This is a genomic window from Bacillus cereus group sp. Bce019, from assembly GCF_051781745.1.
Taxonomy (GTDB): domain Bacteria; phylum Bacillota; class Bacilli; order Bacillales; family Bacillaceae_G; genus Bacillus_A; species Bacillus_A cereus.
The window spans coordinates 109,204-124,378 of sequence record NZ_JBPWJX010000012.1 but is presented as its reverse complement, the minus strand read 5'-3'; the positions used below and the strand labels follow the sequence as shown (position 1 = coordinate 124,378).

Genomic DNA, 15,175 nt, shown 5'->3' with positions numbered 1-15,175 from the left:
GTGCTTAAGAAAGAGGAGAAACGATGAAGGAAAATACGAAGAAAGAATTATTCTCTTGGGCTAAAACGATAGGTTTTACCCTTGTATTAATTGCTATTATTCGCGGTGTTTTATTTACACCTTCTTTAGTACAAGGTGAATCAATGATGCCCACTTTAAAAAATAACGAAAGAGTTCTCGTGAATAAGATTGGTTATAGTATAAGTGGATTAGATCGCTTTGATATTATCGTCTTCCACGGGAAAGAAGGATACGATTTAGTAAAACGAGTAATTGGTTTGCCAGGCGATACAGTTGAGTATAAAAATGATGTTTTATATGTAAACGGAAAAGCGATGGAAGAACCATATTTAAAACAGTTTAAGGAAAAAGCAGTAGGCCGTGTATTAACTCCAGACTTTACGTTAGAACAAATCACTGGGAAAACGAAAGTGCCAGAAGGCCAAGTATTTGTTTTAGGGGATAATCGTGAAGTTTCTAAGGATGGTCGCATGTTTGGCTTTATTTCAGAAGATGAAATCGTCGGAAAAGGACAAGCTGTTTTCTGGCCGTTGGAACAAGTAAGAGCGTTATAAAGTGTGGTGAAGTATGGGAGAGGTATTCTTCCATACTTTTTTATTTGCTTAAAATCTATTGATTGAATTGAAAGAATATTTTATAATTTTAAATTATATGTTTGTTTCGAAAAACGGAATTTAAGTTCCGTAATTCGGAACGAAAGGGAGATAGAATGAGTATAAATAAAACGGCAGTTAAGACAATGGATATTTTAGAGTTGTTTTATGAGCATGAAGAGCTAAGTTTAACTGAGATGGTTCAGCTTACAAATATGCCGAAAACATCTGTTTATCGTTTAATTGGCTCGTTGGAAGAGATGGAGTTTTTACAAAAAAACGAAAAGGGGAAATATCGTTTAGGGGTCGTATTTTTACGGTTCGGTCAACTTGTTTCACAACGATTATCAGTAAGAAATATAGCAATTCCTTATATGAAAGAACTTAGAGATAGTTTAGGACAGGCAGTTAATTTAATAATTCAAGATGGTAATGACGCAATTTATGTTGAAAAGATGGAAGGTGTTCAGCCAGTACGCGTGTATACGGCGGTTGGAAGAAGAGCACCACTTTATGCTGGTGCATGTCCAAGAATTTTACTATCGTATTTCTCTGAGGAGGAGAAACGGAGATACATAGAGGAAGTGAATTTAAAACAGTTTGCAGATGGAACAATCGTGGATAAGGAACAATTGTTAGAAGTGTTGCAAATGGCAAAAAAGGAAGGCTACACAATTAGCTACTCTGAGTTAGAAAATCATACAGCAGCTATAGCAGCGCCTATTTTTGCGAGCGGTGGAATGGTTGTAGCAGGCATTAGTATTTCGGGATTAGCAATTGAGTACAGCGAAAGTAACATTTCATATTTTATTGCGAAGGTGAAAGAAACAGCGCATCGTATTTCGAAAGAACTCGGCTTTTTGGCATAGAAAGAGGGAGTAGGATGAAATTTTCTGCGTTAGGGGATCAAGCAATTATTGTTACATTTGGTGAAGAAATTAAGATGGATATATATGAGAAAGTACAGCGGTTATTTCAAGCACTGCAGCAACATCCGTTTGCAGGAATGATAGAGTGCGTTCCGTCGTTTACTTCATTAGCTGTTTACTACAATGTATACGAAGTATGGAAGGGAAATGAGAGAAGTGAAAGGTCACATGATTACGTTCGCCAGTATATAAAGGAACTGTGTGATTCTTATAAAGAAGAAGTAAAACAGGATGTGAAACATATTTCTATACCAGTGTGCTACGGGGGAGAATATGGACCTGATTTAGAAGAGGTCGCGCATTATCACGGTTTACAAGTAGAAGATGTGATTCGAATACATAGTGAAACTACATATTTTGTATATATGCTAGGTTTTACACCAGGGTTTCCGTATTTAGGAGGACTTTCAAAAGAATTAGAAACACCTAGAAAAGAAACACCACGGTTACAAATCTCTCCTGGTTCAGTAGGTATTGGCGGAAATCAAACAGGTATATATCCGCTTGAAACACCAGGAGGATGGAATATTATCGGCCGAACTCCTATTTCATTATTTAATCCGGAAGAAGAAATACCAACATATATTCAAAGTGGTATGTATTTACGATTTATTCCAATAACGAAGGAAGAGTACGTATCACTTGAGGGGGTTAAAGAATGGATGTAGAAGTTTTGCATGCGGGAATGTTTACAACAGTCCAAGATTTAGGGCGATCTCATTATCAACAATACGGTGTACCCGTTGGCGGTGCAATGGATCAAAGTGCGCTTCGGATGATCAATATGTTAGTTGGTAATGAAGAGAATGAAGCGGGACTCGAAATGACGATTATGGGACCTAAATTGTTAATAAAGAAAACGACTTTACTTGCGATTGGCGGAGCAGATATGGAACCGTTATTGAATGGAGAGCGTATCCCGTTATGGCGTCCAATTTTAGCGGAAGAAGGTAGTATGCTTTGTTTTGGAAAAGTGAAAAGTGGTTGCAGAGCGTATGTGACCTTTGCGGGTGGAATACATATTGAGCGTACAATGGGAAGCAAAAGTACGTACATACGTGCTGCGATTGGTGGTATAGAAGGAAGAATGCTGAAAAAGGGTGACTACTTCCAAATTGGTGCACAACCAGAAATGGCGAATCGTTTCATTCAAGACTTACAAAAAGATGAGAGTATAAAAACGAAATGGGCAATTAGCAACAGCGTACTACCAAAGTATAAGAAACATCCTAAGCTTCGTGTCATAGCTGACTTTGAATACGATCAATTTACAGAAGAAAGTAGAAAGGCATTTTTTAGGAAAGAGTATAAGGTATCTAATTATGCTGACCGTATGGGCTATAGGGTTGAGGGAGAAGTTTTAAATAGGATTGAAGAAAAAGAGATTTTATCGAGTCCTGTTACATTTGGAACCATTCAAGTTCCTAATGGTGGACAGCCGATTATATTAATGGCAGATAGGCAAACGACAGGTGGCTATCCGAGAATGGGAAATATCATTTCAGTAGATTTACCTCTTCTTGCCCAGCTAAAGCCGGGGGACTATGTTTCTTTTGAGAAAATTACGCTTGAAGAAGCGGAACAATTGTACATAGAACAAGAAGTAAATAGGAATCTATTAAAGAAATTCATCGCTTTACGAAGCTGAGAGCAGGAGGGAAATATCATGACTACAATTGATTTGAATTGTGATTTAGGAGAAAGTTTTGGCGCTTATAAAATGGGGAATGATGATGAAATTCTTCCGTTCGTTTCCTCTATAAACGTTGCTTGCGGTTTTCATGCAGGTGATCCGTCTGTTATGCGTCAAACTGTTGAAAAAGGTTTGGAGCATAACGTAGCAATAGGAGCGCATCCTGGATTTCCTGATTTAATTGGATTCGGTAGAAGAAACATGAATGTTTCAGCAAGTGAAGTATACGATTATATTTTATATCAAACAGGCGCATTAGACGCATTTGTAAAAGCGGCAGGCGGAAAAATGCAGCATGTAAAGCCGCACGGTGCCTTATATAATATGGCGGCGTCTAATCCGGAGATTGCAGATGCAATTGCAAAGGCAATTTATCATATAAATCCAAGTCTATCGCTTTACGGATTAGCAAATAGCGAGGCGTTTATACAGGCTGCAGAAAAATACAAAGTAACTCTCGTACAAGAGGCTTTTGCGGATCGTACATATAAGCAAGATGGTACATTAACGAGTCGTATAGAAGAAAATGCGCTTATAAAAGATGAAGACGAAGCGATAAAGCAAGTACTTCAAATGGTGAAAGAAGGCCATGTAAATGCGGTCAATGGAGAGAAAGTAGCAGTTCAGGCGCAAACGATTTGTTTACACGGTGATGGGGAAAAAGCAGTGCAATTTGCAGAGAGAATATACAGAACATTCAAACTTAATGGTGTTTCTATTTGTGCACCGAAATAAAAAATAGGGGGAAGTGCTAAAAATGATTAAATTAATCGGAATACTACTTGTTGCAGTGGGATTTTTATTTAGATTAAATACACTTTTAGTAGTTATGGTTGCAGGTATTGTTACTGGTATGGTTTCAGGATTAAGTTTTTATGATGTGATCAGCATGTTCGGTGAATTTTTCATAGAAAATAGATATATGTCTATGCCAATTATATTAACTTTACCGGTAATCGGAATTTTAGAGCGTTACGGTTTAAAAGAAAGAGCCGAAGCACTTATAACGAAATCAAAAGGAGCAACAACTGGAAGAGTATTAATGTCATATTTTACGATAAGAGAATCGTCAGCAGCACTAGGGCTTAATATTGGTGGCCATGCGCAAACAGTAAGGCCGCTCGTTGCACCGATGGCAGAAGGGGCCGCGCAAGGTAAATACGGTAAACTTCCTGAAAAATTAAGAGAAAAGATTAAAGCAAACGCAGCTGCTGCGGAAAATACAGCTTGGTTTTTCGGAGAAGATATTTTCATCGCAACTGGTGCTATTTTATTAATGAAAGGATTCTTCGATTCAGTAGGTATGCATGTCGGTGTATGGGATATGGCACTTTGGGGCATTCCGACAGCAATATCTGCACTTATTGTAAGCTGGATTAGATTTAGAAGGTTTGATAAATATATAGAGAAAACAATGAAGGCAGAAGAAAAAGAGGAGAAGGAGGTAATCTAATATGAACATCATCACAATGGATACAATCTATTATGTATTAGGGATAATCGTTGCCTTTATCGCTGTTCGTATCGCATTCGATCGTGAACATCCAAACAGATTCGGTTCTAGTTTATTTTGGGCATTGTTTGCAGTTACATTTTTATTCGGAAATATAATTCCTTCGTTTTACGTTGGTTGTATAGTGCTCACTATGGTCGTTTTAGCCTCGCTAAATAAAGTGACAAAATCAGAGGAAAAAGAAGTACCAGTACAAGAACGTGTGAAACATGCTGAGAAATTAAAAAATAAAATTTTTATGCCTGCACTATTAATTCCTATTTTTACAATTATCGGTACGTTAACGTTAGGGAAAATTAAATGGGGAAATGTCTCTCTTGTTGATCCAGATAAAGTAACATTAGTTGCACTAGCGCTTGGTGCATTACTCGCATTTGTTGCGGCGATGCGTATTACAAAATCAAAAATAACAACACCTGTACAAGAAGGAAGCAGACTATTACAAGCTGTTGGCTGGGCTGTAATTTTACCACAAATGTTAGCAGCACTTGGCGGTATATTCGCGAAGTCTGGCGTTGGACAAGTTGTTTCAGACTTAGTCGGACAAGTGCTACCGACAGAGTATCCGTTCGTTGCCGTTATGGCGTACTGTTTAGGCATGATGCTATTTACAGTCGTAATGGGAAATGCATTCGCAGCGTTTGCTGTTATTACTGGCGGAATTGGCTTACCTTTAATAGTTCAAATGCACGGCGGAAACCCAGCAATTATGGCAGCACTCGGTATGTTTGCTGGATATTGCGGAACGCTGCTTACTCCAATGGCAGCAAACTTTAATATCGTACCTGCGATGCTTTTAGAGCTAAAGGATAAAAATGCGGTTATTAAAGCGCAAGTACCAATTGCTCTTTCAATTTTTATCATAAATATGTTTATTATGTACGGCCTAGTATATCGTTTCTAATTAGGAGGTAATAACAGTAAATGAGAATCTATAAAAAACTATAAAAATTTACAATTACAGGTTTTATATTTTACAGAATTCAACCTATAATATTTTCAGGTGATGAAAAGGGGGGAAAGGATGAAAACAACACGTACTTGTAAAATCAATTCTATTACAAAAGAACAAACGGAAGATTTAATTACTTTAATCCGTACGTTCGAAAGTGCAAAACGATATAGTTTTAATCGTTTGATTGAGGGCGAAAACGAGAAAGAATTGATAAAAAAACTACAACCTAAATATTTGTTAAATAAACGTTTTTGTGAAGATGCGATTTTACAAGCGCAATCGATCCTTTTCTCTCAAAAAGAACTTCTTCCTGTTTACCTAGAAAACAATCAAAAAAAGTTAGAAAAGACGTTACAAAAAATAGATGATTATGAACGCGGCAAAAAAAGACCTAAACAAGTTGCATTAGAAACTTGTTTAATTGGCTTAAGAAAACGAAAACAAAAATTAGAACAAAGAATTGAAACGTATGCAAAACATATTAAAAATAAAACATTACCTCCTATTATTTTTGGTGGGCGGAAAAATTTCTATGAAAGAATGAAAAACAAGATATCCAATCAAGAATGGAAAGATTTGCGGACACGACAATTATATTCTCGTGGAGATAAAAGCAAAAAAGGGAATTTGAACATGCGCATTACAGTTGATGACTGTGGGCAAGGATGGTTAGAAATTGCAAATCCATTAGGACGAACAAATGGAAAAACAAAAAGCCCACGAATCAAAGTTCCGATTATCATTCCATATCATTTTTATCATCAAATCACAAATGTCGTTATGGGAAAGCGAATCGGTGTAAATCCAAAAGGAAAACCGATTATAGAGCATCAAAAATATAGTGTAGAAATCATTCGTAAACAAAATGAATTTTATGTAAATATTACGTTTGATGAAACACAAATAGGTCGTGTACTAGATTTGAAGGAAACACCACAATCAGATGTAATTGCAGGAATTGATGTAAATCCGGACCGTATTGCAGTTAGTTTATGTACAAAACAAGGTAATTTTAAAGGTTCAAAAAATTTTTATCTACACAATCTGAATGCGTTTTTAACAAATAAACGCGCAACGATAATTGGACAAATCGTACAACAAATTAAAACATGGTTATTGGAAAACAATGTAGGTGGAATTGTTTTAGAAGATTTAAAGTTTCAACAATCTCATGATACTGATAAATACAGTAATCGTAATTTCCATCAATTTACGTATAAAAAGATGTTGAACAGTTTAATTCGTATGTCTCTTCGTAACGGATTTTCTGTTAAAACAGTAAACCCCGCTTATACAAGTGTGATTGGAAAATTAAAATACAGTAAAAATTTCGGTATTAGTGTTCATGAAGCAGCCGCATTCACGATTGCAAGACGTGGATTGGAATTGCAAGAACAATTACCACAAGAGATTATATTATTATTAAAAAACCAAATTACAACAAAACTGCGTATTCTTGTTGCTTCCATGGAAGAAAGTAAAAAGAATACGAAAAAAGTATATAAAAAATGGTTACAAACAATTCAAACGTGGAAAGAATATCACAATTGGAAATTGTGGAGCATTCTTCACAAAACTGTTTATATGAGCAATCAACAATTCATATTTAAAATTTAAATGAGAAGGGGGGGGACTGGTTTATTTCTTATAACCTCTTGCATACTACTGACTTGGATGAATGGTAGTATGCAAGAACAGATCGTTCCTAACAGGAACCTGCCGTCATTCTTTCACAATAGGTGGATGAAAAGGTCACAACCCTTACGGACAGGAAAAAGGTGAAATTCCTTTTCGGTAGTTGGCATTTGACTTGGTTCGCCAACAATTTATAGATTTTTATAAGAATTTTAAACCAGGATAAAACTATGAAAACAGTATTATTAACAGGGTTTGATCCGTTCGGCGGAGAAAATATCAATCCAGCTTGGGAAGTAGCAAAAGGTTTGCATGAAAAAACAATTGGAGAATACAAGATAATAAGCAAACAAGTACCAACTGTATTTCATAAATCAATAAGCGTATTAAAAGAGTATATAGAAGAACTAGCGCCGGAAATTATTATATGCATTGGACAAGCTGGGGGCAGACCAGATATTACGATAGAACGTATCGCAATTAATATTGATGATGCAAGAATCGCTGACAATGAAGGGAATCAGCCGGTAGATGTACCGGTTGTAGAAGAAGGAGCGATTGCGTATTGGTCTACACTTCCGATGAAAGCAATCGTAAAAAAACTTCGCGAAGAGGGTATACCGTCATCTGTTTCACAGACGGCAGGCACATTCGTTTGTAATCACTTATTCTATGGACTTATGCATGAACTAGAGAAACATGATAAGAAAATAAAAGGCGGATTCATTCATATTCCGTTTTTACCAGAACAAGCGAGTAATTATCCAGGGCAACCGAGTATGTCACTTTCTACTATTCGTAAGGGGATAGAATTGGCAATCGAAGTAACGACGACAGTTAAGGTAGATATTGTAGAGGTTGGGGGCGCAACGCATTAAGTAAAATGAATTGTACAACACCTCCTGTAAACAACTGGTATAATAAGAATAGGAAAATACATAGAGGTGATTTTTGTGCAACAATTTGAAGAAGTACGTTCAATTTTAGAAAAAGCGAAGAAAATTACAGTATTAACAGGCGCTGGTGCAAGTACGGAAAGTGGTATTCCAGATTTTCGTTCAGCAAATGGATTGTATGCTGATGCGAATGTGGAGATGTACTTATCAAGAGGGTACTATAACCGAAGTCCGAAAGAATTTTGGAAGCATTATAAAGAAATCTTTCAAATTAATACGTTCCATCAATATAAACCAAATCGTGGCCATCGCTTTTTAGCTGAGCTAGAAGAACAAGGGAAAGATATTACGATTTTAACGCAAAATATTGACGGTTTACATCAATTAGGTGGCAGTAAGCATGTCATCGATTTACATGGAACACTTCAAACAGCACATTGTCCAAAATGTAAATCAGGCTATGATTTACAGTATATGATTGATCATGAAGTACCGCGTTGTGAGAAGTGTAATTTCATTTTAAATCCAGATGTTGTTTTATACGGAGATACACTGCCGCAATATCAAAATGCGATGAAACGTTTATATGAAACAGGTGTACTTCTCGTTATGGGAACGTCATTAAAAGTACAACCTGTCGCTTCATTCCCGGAAATCGCAAAGAGGGAAGTAGGAGCAACAACTATTTTAGTAAATGAAGAGTTAACAGGACAGGAATATAACTTTGATTTTGTTTTTCAAAATAAGATTGGTGAGTTTGTTGAAGGGTTATCTTCAATGAAATAAGTTATCGAAAAAACTGAGGTATCTGCCTCAGTTTTTTATTTGAGTTATCGCTGTTTTAAGCCATATGAAAACATTTTGATAATGTAGTAACAACATCTCTATAATTTATAAAAATCAATTTGCCCCATTTTTCTTTTAGAATAATATTCATGTTATTGTGCATTAAGGGAATGGTAATAAATAGGATGTAAAAACAAAAAACTGAAAATTAAATCTTTTATTTCTTTTATAATTAATATAAAATTCTATATATATCATATAAATAAATTTGATACATAATGATTTTGCGTAGAAATGTTAATAGAATGAAGCGAGGGAGCGAAATGAGACAGAAAAAGGAGCAGAAAAAACAATCGAAAAAGAAAAAGACTCATATTCCATTTCGGTTAAATGTACTATTTTTTATTGTCTTTCTTTTATTTTCAGCTATTATAATTCAATTAGGTAAAGTACAAATCATTGATGGAGAAACGTATAGAAATGAAGTAAATAAAAAGGAAGATGTAACGGTAAGCACTCCCGTTCCTAGAGGGAAAATGTTTGATCGGCAAGGTCACGTTATTGTAAATAATAAACCATTGCGAACCGTTACATATACGAAAATGAGAGGAGTAGACTCGAAAGAAGTTTTACAAGTAGCAAGAGATTTAGCCAAACTAATTGAAATGTCGCAAGAGGACATTGATAAGTTAACAGAGACAGATAAGAAAGATTTTTGGATGCAGTTAAATGAAAAGCGGGCAGCAGCGAAAGTAACGAAAGAAGATGAGAGTAAATTTAGAAAGCAAGAAATAGAAGGAAAAGAGTTAGATAAAAAAGTAGAAGAACTGCGCCGGGAAAGAATTACACAAGAAGAATTAAATGAGCTTTCAAAGGAAGATATAGAAGTATTAGTAATTAAAAGCAAAATGAATGCGGGATATAAAATGACGCCGCAAATCGTTAAAAAAGATGTAAGTCAAAATGAATATGCTGTCGTTAGTGAAAGGTTGGCAAGTTTACCAGGGGTAGATACAACAGTAGATTGGGAACGTGAATACCCAAATGATAAAATACTGCGCTCTATACTAGGTAGCGTTTCTAATGAAAATGAGGGGTTGCCAAGAGAACAATTAGATTATTATTTAGTTCGTGATTATAATCGAAACGACCGTATTGGTAAAAGTTACATCGAAAAACAATACGAAGATGCACTACATGGAACGAAAGAACAGTCTAAAAATATTATGGATAAAACAGGGAAGATTGTTCGAACAGAAAAAGTGACTGAAGGAAAAAGTGGAAATAACTTGATGTTAACAGTCGATATGGATTTACAGAAAAGAGTAGAGGGAAGCCTTGAAAAGAATTTACGAGCCTTTCATGCTGCAGAGCCGATGATGGATCGTGCGTTCGTAGTAATGATGAATCCGAAAAACGGTCAAATTTTATCAATGGCAGGAAAGAAAATTGTAAATAAAGATGGCGGGATGCAAATAGAAGATTATGCCTTAGGAACGATGACAAGTTCTTATGAGTTAGGGTCAACTGTAAAAGGGGCTACTTTATTAACTGGATATCAAACAGAAGCGATTAAGCCGTATACACATTTCTTTGATGCGCCAATGTATTTTAAAGGAAGTTCTAAGCCGAAGAAATCGTGGAAAGAATTTGGAGATATTGATGATTTAAGAGCTTTGCAAGTGTCATCGAACGTTTATATGTTTAATACAGCTTTAAAAATGGCAGGCATTAATTATGTCCCAAACAATCCATTAGACATTAAACAAGAAACATTTAATAAAATGCGCTACTATTTTAGACAATTTGGCCTAGGTGTGTCGACTGGTATTGACCTGCCAAATGAATCAATCGGTCAAATAGGTAGAACTGATAACATACCCGGATTTTTACTTGATTACGCGATTGGACAGTATGATACATATACGCCGCTTCAGCTTGCGCAATATATTTCAACCATTGCAAATGGCGGTTACCGAATGAAACCACAAATTGTACAAGAAGTTAGAGAGCAACCGAATAGACCAGAGGATGTAGGAAAAGTCGTTCGGTCGATTGAACCAGTTGTATTAAATAGAGTGGATATGGACACTTCGTACATTAATCATGTAAAAGAAGGATTTAGAAGAGTTTTTCAAGAAGCTGACGGAACAGGTACCGGAACGTTTAAAGGTTTACCATATAAACCAGCGGGAAAAACAGGAACAGCTGAGACAGTATATGGTGGAGAAAGTGATATTGGAAGAGATGAGAACAACAACCGAAAAAAATGTTATAATTTAACTCTTGCCGGTTATGCGCCATATGATGCTGATCCGGAAATAGCTTTTTCAGTTGTTGTGCCGTGGGTGAATGATGATAAATCAGGAATTAATTCTGCCATTGGTAAAGAGATTTTGGATGCGTATTTTGAATTAAAAACAAATAGATCAAATGCAAATTCAATTCCATTAGAACAACCGAACAAAGCACAATAAAAATAGTATCACTGCATGGAAACATATTGTGCAGTGATATATTTTTTGAGTTAAAAAGCGCTTTATAAGGTGGGAATGGATATGAAAAAGGAAATTAAGAGAGGCTGGGGAAAGTACATACTATTTATATTGGTGATGGTAATAGGCTACCATTCTTTTACTGTATGTAAAGTGGAAGGGGAATCGATGCAGCCGACTTTATATGAAGAAGATTACGTATTTGTAAATAAAGCGGTAGTACGTCTTTCTAATTTACAACACGGAGAAATTGTCATTATAAAGGAAGCGGATGAATCGAAATATTATGTGAAACGTGTAATAGGGCTTCCGGGTGATGTAATTAACATAACGAACGGAAAGGTATATGTGAACGATAAAAAGCAAGAAGAACCATATACGAACAAAGATTTATTTAACAACACACAAGTGTTTTATAACTTTCAAAAGACAAAAATTCCGCCAAATAAGTTATTTGTAATGGGAGATAACCGCGAAGTAAGTAGAGATAGTCGCAATGGCTTAGGATATATTGAAGAAGATAACATAATTGGCAAGGTGGAATTTGTATATTATCCATTTTCAAAAATGAAAATGATAGAATAAGTGGGGGGATGAGCAAAACCCCACTTATTAAAGTTTCACTTTATTTTCTTTAAAAAACCTTTTGGATTAAATGATATGAAAAATTTATGTTTAGACTCGTCGATTATGAAGTTATTATTTTTAGTTAAAAACTCATCCACAGCTTCCATCGGGCCAGGACCCCAATCGGGAAGAAGCGGATTTCCATTAATGGAGGTATCTTCTACAATTATATAACTGCCAGTAGTGACGATAGATTTATATAGTAAGAGTTCTTTGGATACATGCTCTTTACTATGATCAGAATCTAAAATAACTAAAATCACATCATCAGGTTTGCGCATGCTTACTATTGTTTGGATGGCCTGCACAGAAATAGAAGATGCTGTTAAATACGTAATCCGATTATGTGATGGCCGATTTGGCTGCGGAGTTATATCGATAGTAAGTACGTGACCTTTTCCAATTAAATCTAACATAGAAGCTAAATACAGTGCACTACCACCGTGAAAAGTCCCGCATTCAATAATTAAATCGGGCTTTAATTCATAAATGATTTCTTGATACAAAAAGAGATCAGAGGGAAGTTTACAGATTGGAACTCCAAACCAATGTGTATCTTTTAACCACACAAGGCTATCGTAATATTGTTTTAGAAATTCATTGCTTATAGTATCGATTTTAAATTCTCCTTTCTAAAAAGGCTTCTCTCGTTTGACGTAAAGTGTTTACGCATGAAAGTTGTACTATATATTATGTAGTAAGGAATTGTAAGGCGAGTGTTTTTACTTGAAAATAAGCCAAATAACTCATGTGGAAAATGAAAGGAAATAATCGTATGTACAAATACACAATTTGCTTTATTAGAAAAAGTGATAAAATATTGCTATTAAATAGAAATAAAAAGCCGAATATGGGGATGTGGAATGGTGTTGGAGGAAAAATATAAGAGAATGAAACGCCATACGAAGGAATAATTAGAGAAACATTTGAGGAAACGGGTATAGAACTTTCAAGTGTAACGTATAAAGGGACTGTTGGTTTTAAAGGTAAAGATGAGCCCCAGGCTAGTGAAGGAATGTATGTGTTCGTTGCTGATCTGCCAGATGGCATGCAGATGAATACACCATTTCGTACGGCTGAAGGATTATTAGAATGGAAAGAAATTGATTGGATATTAGATGGTGATAATAGAGGTGTAGTTAGCAATTTACCAAAATACTTACCGACAGTATTAACAGAAGAAAATAAGTTAAAACATATATTCACGTACGATAACCGGAATATTATTAATTACACAACTGCATGTTTGACAGAAGATGATGCGAACAAGCGATATGAAAAACAACTTGTTTCTCAATAGAAGAGGATAGTGAAAAATCACGTTTTTACTCTCATTATATATGCGAGGTGATTATATGCTTCAGAAATACAATTCATTGGTCATAATTGTAATATGTATGATATAACTTTTCTTATGGTGAAAGCGTAGAGAACATACGTAAACGGAAAAGAGGTGGCTTTGCCACCTCTTTTCCGTTAGTCACGAATCGCCTTAATGATAAACCGATGTTGCTTCACATCAAAATAATCTTTTTGTAAGATGATTTCATGTATACGATATAATTCCTCATAATACCTTTTGACAGTAAAATCAGAAATTTGCCATGGAATTGCTTTTAAATAATAGACGATAGCGCCAATATCATAAAATCGTTGGAAAGGGAATTCTTCTTTTGCTTCTAAGATAGTAAATCCGTTTTCCTGTAGTTTATTACATGCCGCTTCAAGCGACCAACTTGCAAATTCACTATTTAGTGGTGTGTCAAATTGGTCATTAAGTTCCGCACAATCGAGACCGCCAACTTGTTGTGTAAGAAATGTTCCATTTGGAGAAAGAATTCTTTTTACTTCAGAAGCAGCATATGATTCATGTTGATTTATAATTAAATCAAACTGCCCATCTTGAAATGGTAATGCAGTATCATCAGTTACTTCTAAAACAGTAATTCCTAAAGGCTCTAATTTGTTTCGAGCAATTGGCACGTTTGGAGCGTAGCCCTCAGTAGCGAATATAGTTGGCGGGAATGGTTGTAACATAGATAAAAACTCTCCGCCGCCAGTACCCATATCGAGCATTGATTCTGCATGCTGCATAAGCTGGAAAGCTGTACTGCCATATGACCACGATAAAGGCTCACTCTTCATTCGACCGGTTTCTGAAATAAAAGAAAAATCCCAACCGCTAAAATTTGTATTAGCACTTTCTAATAAAGTTAAAAATAATGGATCACGTTTCATAATTGTATCCTCTTATTTTGTAAGTAAATGATATGATGAGAAAAGAAAAAGGGAGGACCTCTTATGAAAGAGAAGCGGTTTTACGTTTCGTGTTCGAATAGATTCATATAAATTCGCTCCTTGTGAGAATGGTTATTTATATATTCGGGATAATTGAGTGGAAATCCTTTGAAGGAATAGAAGAAGGCAGTTGTTTAATGAAAAAATAAATTGAGTTATCTATTTTTATAGTGTAATTGTTCATTCATACGCATAAAAAACTATTCTCTCCATAAAATAGTAAAATTATATTGGAGGTTGAATTATGAAAAAATTTAGTGTATTTTCAATAACCTTGATGACTTTTGGACTATTATTATTTGGATTAAATAGGATAATAGATAGCTATTCTGAGCCTATTATCCTATTAGGGTATATTACATTTTTAATTGGAGTGGTTCTGAGTATTATAGCGATCGCTAGACGTGAAGATGGAAGCTTAAAATTCATATCACTTATCTCTTTCTTTGTTGTCCTGTTTTTCATTACTTGGTTTGAGTCGTTTCAGGTACTACGAATTATTACTTGGATAAAAAATATTTATTAAAATTTAAATTGTTGGTAAAAATGGGAAACCTTAAATTTAGGTTTCCTTTTATTATATTCGATTATCAATATTAAAATTTAATAGAGCCATTAATAAAAGAAAAAAATATATAAACTGAGTGTAAAAATATTTTAATTCTTTGAAAACATTCAGCGATTTAGTATTCTTTATATATGGAATATTTTGTTTATGTGAAAAGAGGGCAAGG

General features: G+C 35.1%; 15 protein-coding genes and 1 pseudogene. 14 read left to right on the top strand and 2 right to left on the bottom strand.

Annotated features, from left to right (window positions below):
• Positions 1-23: 23 nt before the first annotated feature.
• The 12 genes from lepB (ACS2QP_RS17330) to lepB (ACS2QP_RS17275) all read left to right on the top strand — a co-directional run bounded on the left by lepB (ACS2QP_RS17330) (position 24) and on the right by lepB (ACS2QP_RS17275) (position 12,101).
• Complete coding sequence (gene lepB, locus ACS2QP_RS17330) at positions 24-575, top strand: signal peptidase I (RefSeq protein ID WP_000662501.1); 552 nt, start codon at positions 24-26, stop codon at positions 573-575.
• Between the two features lie 155 nt (positions 576-730).
• Positions 731-1,483 (top strand): IclR family transcriptional regulator, encoded by a 753-nt coding sequence (locus ACS2QP_RS17325; protein ID WP_063536745.1) that lies wholly within the window; start codon positions 731-733, stop codon positions 1,481-1,483.
• Positions 1,484-1,497: 14 nt separating this feature from the next.
• Positions 1,498-2,211: a 5-oxoprolinase subunit PxpB gene (gene pxpB, locus ACS2QP_RS17320; RefSeq protein WP_063536744.1), complete on the top strand. Its 714-nt coding sequence runs from the start codon at positions 1,498-1,500 to the stop codon at positions 2,209-2,211.
• Positions 2,202-3,191 (top strand): biotin-dependent carboxyltransferase family protein, encoded by a 990-nt coding sequence (locus ACS2QP_RS17315; RefSeq protein WP_438882681.1) that lies wholly within the window; start codon positions 2,202-2,204, stop codon positions 3,189-3,191. The genes pxpB and ACS2QP_RS17315 overlap by 10 nt, the downstream gene beginning before the upstream one ends.
• Positions 3,192-3,209: 18 nt before the next feature.
• A complete protein-coding gene (gene pxpA, locus ACS2QP_RS17310; protein WP_153581800.1) occupies positions 3,210-3,971 on the top strand; it encodes a 5-oxoprolinase subunit PxpA in 762 nt (253 codons plus the stop codon).
• Positions 3,972-3,993: 22 nt separating this feature from the next.
• Entirely contained in the window at positions 3,994-4,689 is a 696-nt protein-coding gene (locus tag ACS2QP_RS17305; RefSeq protein ID WP_438882680.1) for a DUF969 domain-containing protein, read from the top strand.
• Position 4,690: 1 nt separating this feature from the next.
• Positions 4,691-5,653, top strand: a complete 963-nt coding sequence (locus ACS2QP_RS17300; RefSeq protein ID WP_001021647.1) for a DUF979 domain-containing protein — start codon at positions 4,691-4,693, stop codon at positions 5,651-5,653.
• Between the two features lie 120 nt (positions 5,654-5,773).
• Positions 5,774-7,321, top strand: coding sequence for an IS200/IS605 family accessory protein TnpB-related protein (locus tag ACS2QP_RS17295; RefSeq protein ID WP_000859083.1), 1,548 nt, complete (start codon positions 5,774-5,776; stop codon positions 7,319-7,321).
• 248 nt (positions 7,322-7,569) lie between these two features.
• On the top strand, positions 7,570-8,217 hold the full coding sequence (gene pcp, locus ACS2QP_RS17290; protein ID WP_000859708.1) for a pyroglutamyl-peptidase I: 648 nt from the start codon (positions 7,570-7,572) through the stop codon (positions 8,215-8,217).
• Positions 8,218-8,283: 66 nt separating this feature from the next.
• Positions 8,284-9,021 (top strand): NAD-dependent protein deacylase, encoded by a 738-nt coding sequence (locus ACS2QP_RS17285; protein WP_074554685.1) that lies wholly within the window; start codon positions 8,284-8,286, stop codon positions 9,019-9,021.
• A 323-nt stretch (positions 9,022-9,344) separates the two neighbouring features.
• On the top strand, positions 9,345-11,498 hold the full coding sequence (locus tag ACS2QP_RS17280; RefSeq protein WP_103621598.1) for a peptidoglycan D,D-transpeptidase FtsI family protein: 2,154 nt from the start codon (positions 9,345-9,347) through the stop codon (positions 11,496-11,498).
• A gap of 81 nt (positions 11,499-11,579) precedes the next feature.
• Entirely contained in the window at positions 11,580-12,101 is a 522-nt protein-coding gene (gene lepB / locus ACS2QP_RS17275; protein WP_438882679.1) for a signal peptidase I, read from the top strand.
• A 35-nt stretch (positions 12,102-12,136) separates the two neighbouring features.
• On the opposite strand, the gene ACS2QP_RS17270 is transcribed toward lepB (ACS2QP_RS17275), so the two are convergent.
• Entirely contained in the window at positions 12,137-12,760 is a 624-nt protein-coding gene (locus ACS2QP_RS17270) for a cephalosporin hydroxylase family protein (protein ID WP_438882689.1), read from the bottom strand.
• A gap of 158 nt (positions 12,761-12,918) precedes the next feature.
• On the opposite strand from ACS2QP_RS17270, the pseudogene ACS2QP_RS17265 reads away from it, so the two are divergent.
• Positions 12,919-13,443: pseudogene (locus ACS2QP_RS17265) on the top strand (NUDIX hydrolase).
• Between the two features lie 176 nt (positions 13,444-13,619).
• On the opposite strand, the gene ACS2QP_RS17260 reads toward ACS2QP_RS17265, so the two are convergent.
• Complete coding sequence (locus ACS2QP_RS17260) at positions 13,620-14,381, bottom strand: class I SAM-dependent methyltransferase (protein ID WP_332284315.1); 762 nt, start codon at positions 14,379-14,381, stop codon at positions 13,620-13,622.
• Between the two features lie 304 nt (positions 14,382-14,685).
• On the opposite strand from ACS2QP_RS17260, the gene ACS2QP_RS17255 reads away from it, so the two are divergent.
• Positions 14,686-14,967: a hypothetical protein gene (locus tag ACS2QP_RS17255; protein ID WP_332284317.1), complete on the top strand. Its 282-nt coding sequence runs from the start codon at positions 14,686-14,688 to the stop codon at positions 14,965-14,967.
• Positions 14,968-15,175 lie beyond the last annotated feature (208 nt).

Excerpts from the sequence above, each read along its gene's own strand:
- ACS2QP_RS17280 (WP_103621598.1), top strand. The coding sequence starts at position 9,345 with ATGAGACAGAAAAAGGAGCAGAAAAAACAATCGAAAAAGAAAAAGACT.
- ACS2QP_RS17260 (WP_332284315.1), bottom strand. The coding sequence starts at position 14,381 with ATGAAACGTGATCCATTATTTTTAACTTTATTAGAAAGTGCTAATACA.
- lepB (WP_438882679.1), top strand. The coding sequence starts at position 11,580 with ATGAAAAAGGAAATTAAGAGAGGCTGGGGAAAGTACATACTATTTATA.
- ACS2QP_RS17255 (WP_332284317.1), top strand. The coding sequence starts at position 14,686 with ATGAAAAAATTTAGTGTATTTTCAATAACCTTGATGACTTTTGGACTA.
- ACS2QP_RS17300 (WP_001021647.1), top strand. The coding sequence starts at position 4,691 with ATGAACATCATCACAATGGATACAATCTATTATGTATTAGGGATAATC.
- pxpA (WP_153581800.1), top strand. The coding sequence starts at position 3,210 with ATGACTACAATTGATTTGAATTGTGATTTAGGAGAAAGTTTTGGCGCT.
- ACS2QP_RS17315 (WP_438882681.1), top strand. The coding sequence starts at position 2,202 with ATGGATGTAGAAGTTTTGCATGCGGGAATGTTTACAACAGTCCAAGAT.
- ACS2QP_RS17295 (WP_000859083.1), top strand. The coding sequence starts at position 5,774 with ATGAAAACAACACGTACTTGTAAAATCAATTCTATTACAAAAGAACAA.
- pcp (WP_000859708.1), top strand. The coding sequence starts at position 7,570 with ATGAAAACAGTATTATTAACAGGGTTTGATCCGTTCGGCGGAGAAAAT.
- ACS2QP_RS17325 (WP_063536745.1), top strand. The coding sequence starts at position 731 with ATGAGTATAAATAAAACGGCAGTTAAGACAATGGATATTTTAGAGTTG.
- ACS2QP_RS17305 (WP_438882680.1), top strand. The coding sequence starts at position 3,994 with ATGATTAAATTAATCGGAATACTACTTGTTGCAGTGGGATTTTTATTT.
- pxpB (WP_063536744.1), top strand. The coding sequence starts at position 1,498 with ATGAAATTTTCTGCGTTAGGGGATCAAGCAATTATTGTTACATTTGGT.
- lepB (WP_000662501.1), top strand. The coding sequence starts at position 24 with ATGAAGGAAAATACGAAGAAAGAATTATTCTCTTGGGCTAAAACGATA.